Below are 3,558 nucleotides of genomic sequence, written 5' to 3'. Positions count from 1 at the left end.
TTAGCCAAAAAGATCCTCATCGTCGATCTCGATGTCCATCAAGGCGATGGTACTGCGGCAATTTTTCAAGGCGATTCGAGTGTATTTACCTTCTCCATGCACTGCGACATCAATTTCCCTAGCAAGAAACAAACCAGCGATCTCGATGTCCCTCTGCGGGAAGGGATGGAAGATGCAGAGTATTTAACCACCCTTTTGCAATATTTACCCGATTTATTATCACAGGTAAAACCGGATTTAGTCTTATACGATGCGGGTGTCGATCCGCATATTAGCGACAGGTTGGGTAAACTAGCATTAACGAATACAGGGATATTCGATCGCGATTTTTATGTGTTAGATACTTGTGTATCTCAAGGTTATCCGATCGCTTGTGTCATCGGTGGTGGCTATACTGAAGATATTCCCAGTCTCGTCTATCGACACTCATTGCTGCATCGGGCAGCGAATAAGATCGATCGGAAATATTGATTAAAGAATGGGAAATTTTGAAGATTCAAATATCAGAGTACAGGATCTCGATCGCTGCGGGATCGTGGCAGGGATCTGAGTTATTTTAACTCTTTTAAGATGGTTTTTGCTGCCATTATTCCGGTAGCACAGCCACCTTCCATATAGCCTTGAGCATCGATCGAACAATGCTCGCCGATGAAAAAGAGATTGCCAACTCTTTCACCTTCTGAACCCGCAAATTTCGTCCACTGTCCGACTAAATAACAGGAGTAAGAACCTCGTACATAGGGGGAATCGATCCAATTAGTAACGATCGATTTGTTCGAGGCTACATTTTTTACACCTGGAAAAATTAGATCGAACTGGTTAGTAAACTTACTAGTAATTTCTGAAGGTTTAGATTTGCCGATTTTTGCACCCAAATCGCCACCGCTAAAACTAGTAATTATGCCTGTTTGAGTTTCAGCATAGCGGCTCGATGCCCAAGTTTCACTGGTATCTAGATCGCTAAATGATTGACCGTTAGATTTATATTTAGTGCGCCAGATTTTATCGCTATAGCTGGTAATTAATTTAGCGTTTGTACCGTAGCCAATTTCTTTAATTGCCAATCGCTTGACTGCTGGCAATCGTACGCCGAGATCGAGTTTTCTGAGGATACTAAATGGTAATGCTAAAATGACGCGATCGAATGTATATTCTTTACTATTACCACCCGATCGCAGGCTGACGCGATAGCGATTTTTGGGAGTAGATCGGATCGATTCTAGTTGGGTATTTAGCTCGATTAGATCGCGAAACTTTTCGGCTAATTTAGTAACGATCTGTTGATTGCCGCCGCGAATCTGATAGCGTTGGTCGCTACTCCCATAGATTTCGAGTTTATTTGGCTCTTTGCCGATGAGTAATAATAAATTGATAGCTGATTGTTGGGTGACTTCTAGCCCATATTCATTAGTATAAGCAACTTCGATAAATTGTCGTAGAATTGGGTCGGGACAATAACGCGCTAGATAAGTAGAAATTGAGATTCGATCGAGTCGTCTGGCACGGGGATTAGTCGATTTATAATTAACTTCGCCGATGGCTTTTACATCTCGATCGATCTGTTTGGCAAGGGGCATAAAAGCCGTAATTAATTCTTTTTCACTAACAAATCGGTTTTTAAAAAACCAGGTGTCTTGAGTCAATCCGCGATCGCTCGCCCATAAATCGACTTCGACTAAACCTAGCTTAGTCGCTAATTTACGGATGTTTTTGTGTCCGGAATCGATAAATTCGCCGCCCAATTCAACAGTGGTATCCGAGCCGAGTGCCTTGGTTTGACTGAGCATCCTCCCACCGCTGCGTGCGGATGCTTCGATAATTCGGACTGGTACGCCAGATCGATTTAGATAATAAGCCGCCGTCAATCCGGCAATCCCCGCACCGACGATTAATACTGGAGCTGTCGCCGCATCGACTTTTTGCTGGAACTGGGCATCGATCGCAATTGCAGAAACGGCACTAGCAGCCGCAAGCGAGCCTTGCAATAGACGGCGACGACTAATTTGCCTCTCATACCTTTCTAAAGCTGTTGCTGGCGAAATTTTCCTAAGCTGGGCAAATCGAGCAATCCGATAAGCACGCCGCAAGATCTGGATTAAAGGAGTTTTAGCCATAATGGGAGTGGGTAAATAACATGCGAAATTAGCATCGATATTTTCAAAAATAGGATAGATATTTGCTGTCTATCCTATTTTTGTGGCGTGGTTTAGTGACATCATATTCTGAGTGTCTTTGTCTGTATATATGAATACTGCCGATCGATCCCCTGCCAATCAAAATCTATTCTTGGCGACAATGGCTTTTGCCGTAGCTTTTGCTAACTGGGGCATTATCTCAGGTTTAGCACCGTTATTACGGAAAGAATTAGGGCTATCCGTTACGCAAGCAAGTGTGATGATTGCCATCCCCGTTTTATTAGGCTCTCTGGGGCGAATTCCGATGGGGCTATTAACCGATCGCTATGGCGGGCGGATCGTGTTTAGTATCTTATTATTATTTACAATCGTTCCGGCTGTCGGTTTATATCTCAATCATTCTTATTCCAGTTTGCTATTCTGGGGCTTCTGGCTGGGGCTAGCAGGTACCTCTTTTGCCGTCGGGGTTGCTTTTGTATCTGGGTGGTTTCCACCGAGTCAGCAGGGCACCACGCTGGGTATTTATGGTGCGGGAAATATCGGGCAGTCGGTGGCGGTGTTTGGCGGGCCAGTTTTAGCCGCTCAAATTGGTATTCCGACTACGTTTCTGGTATTTAGTGCGGCGGCGGTAGCGTGGGGCGCGATTTTTGCGCTGAGTGCCAATAATGCCAAACCACCTAGCAAGTCAAAAACATTTGCCGAAAATATCGCAGTCTTAAAGACGGAAAAATTGTCTTGGGTATTAAGTATCTTTTATGCCCTCACCTTCGGCGGTTTTGTCGCGCTGAGTATTTATCTGCCCACTTTATATAAAGAAGTCTTTGCACTGACTCCCCCAGATGCAGGCGCGAGAACGGCAATTTTTGTATTAGTGGCAACTCTATCCCGCCCTGTCGGTGGCTTGTTGAGCGATCGCCTTGGCGGTCAAAAGCTGCTACTCTATGTATTTTTAGGTATTGCGGCGATCGGTTGGTTGATGGCAATGCCGTCGATCGTTTTATTTACGATCGGATCGCTAGGTTGTGCGGTGCTATTTGGTTTGGGTAACGGAGGCGTATTCAAACTCGTTCCCCAATATTTCCCCAACCAGACGGGGAGCGTCACCGGATTAGTCGGTGCTGCGGGCGGATTAGGCGGCTTTTTTCCGCCAATTGTGTTGGGAGTTTGCAAGGATATGACTGGGAGCTATACAATCGGGTTTGGCTTGCTGATTGTTTTTGCCCTTGTTTGTACGGGTATGCTCAGTCAAACATTTTTGCGAGCGACTAGCAAAACATCCTAAGTTGCTAGTTATGGGTTTTTAGTAGGATGGGTGTTAGGTTTTAGCGAAAAGTGCGGTCTTGGGGCGCGAAGCTCTAGGGGGGAAGCTTCCCAAGCGAGCTTTTCGGGGGAAGCTTCCCCCGAAAACGTCGCGCCCCAAAAC

Annotated in this window: 2 protein-coding genes and 1 pseudogene; 2 read left to right on the top strand and 1 reads right to left on the bottom strand. The window is 45.4% G+C overall.

Going from position 1 to position 3,558, the window contains the following annotated elements:
• Nucleotides 1–471, top strand: a pseudogene (locus RMO79_RS14920) (histone deacetylase); the annotation flags it as partial.
• Between the two features lie 80 nt (nt 472–551).
• On the opposite strand, the gene RMO79_RS14915 reads toward RMO79_RS14920, so the two are convergent.
• The gene (locus RMO79_RS14915; protein ID WP_310483965.1) at nt 552–2,114 is read right to left on the bottom strand and encodes an NAD(P)/FAD-dependent oxidoreductase; all 1,563 of its coding nucleotides are present in this window, start codon (nt 2,112–2,114) and stop codon (nt 552–554) included.
• Between the two features lie 130 nt (nt 2,115–2,244).
• Here RMO79_RS14915 and RMO79_RS14910 point away from each other — a divergent pair, with 130 nt between their 5' ends.
• The gene (locus RMO79_RS14910) at nt 2,245–3,417 is read left to right on the top strand and encodes an MFS transporter (RefSeq protein WP_310483964.1); all 1,173 of its coding nucleotides are present in this window, start codon (nt 2,245–2,247) and stop codon (nt 3,415–3,417) included.
• Nucleotides 3,418–3,558 lie beyond the last annotated feature (141 nt).

Source organism: Chamaesiphon sp. VAR_48_metabat_403 (assembly GCF_031422475.1).
Lineage (GTDB): Bacteria > Cyanobacteriota > Cyanobacteriia > Cyanobacteriales > Chamaesiphonaceae > Chamaesiphon.
Note: the sequence above shows the minus strand (reverse complement) of the source record. Positions and strands in the feature narration are given on the sequence as shown.